At 76.5% G+C, this 859-nt stretch carries 1 protein-coding gene; it reads right to left on the bottom strand.

Annotated elements, in window-relative coordinates; all coding sequences use genetic code 11:
- Positions 1-40 precede the first annotated feature (40 nt).
- Complete coding sequence (locus tag V7E45_RS40360; RefSeq protein ID WP_333779258.1) at positions 41-619, bottom strand: carbonic anhydrase; 579 nt, start codon at positions 617-619, stop codon at positions 41-43.
- Between the last annotated feature and the right edge of the window lie 240 nt (positions 620-859).

Here is an 859-nt window from a genome sequence, read left to right as displayed (position 1 = left end):
GGAGTGGGGGGCGTGGGGGGAGTGCTGGTCATCGGCGCGCTCACAGGGCTTCGAAGGTGTCGGTCCGCGCGCGGTGCGTCCGGACGGCGCCGGTGTGCACCTCGTAGTACCAGCCGTGCAGGTCGAGCCCGCCCCGCGCCAGCCCGCGCTCGACGCAGGGGTACGAGCGCAGCCGCAGCAGCTGGGTCAGGACATGGCTCTGGACGGCCTCCGCGACCTCCGGGTCCGCGGCCGCGCCGGCCGGGCGCGGGGTGGCCTGCGCCAGCCAGTCGCGGACGGCGGGCACGGCGGTCAGGTCGTCGCCGCGCACCAGCGCGCCGACGGCGCCGCAGTGCGAGTGGCCGCAGACGACGATGTCGCGGACGCCGAGCACCTCCACGGCGTACTCGATGGTGGCGGCCTCGCCGGTCGGGTGCTGCGAGGCGTACGGAGGGACGATGTTGCCCGCGGTGCGCAGCTCGAACAGCTCGCCCGGGCGGGCTCCGGTGATCAGGGCCGGGACGACCCGGGAATCGGAGCAGGTGATGAACAGGACCTGCGGGGACTGGCCTTCGGCGAGCTCGGCGAACTCCTCAGGGCGCTGTCCGAAGGTACGGGCGTTGTCGATGAGGGGCTGCATGTGTGGACTCCTCCTGGCGCGCCGCACCGGCGCGTCGGGCTTGCACGACGTTCGTGGGTGTGGGGGAGGGAGCCGTCCCTCAGCAGCGGAGGACCTGGAGAGCTGCCGTGGAGTGGGCTCTGGAGGATCTCGTCGTCCGGTGGTGCGGGCCACCGGCCGCGGGGGGGGGGGGGGGGGGGGGGGGGCGCGCGGGGGGGGGGGGGGGGGGGGGGGGGGGGGGGGGGGGGGGGGGGGGGGGGG

Source organism: Streptomyces sp. IBSBF 3136 (genome assembly GCF_036815105.1).
Lineage (GTDB): Bacteria > Actinomycetota > Actinomycetes > Streptomycetales > Streptomycetaceae > Streptomyces.
The sequence above is the reverse complement of the archived record's forward strand: the minus strand, read 5'-3'. Positions and strand labels throughout refer to the sequence as shown.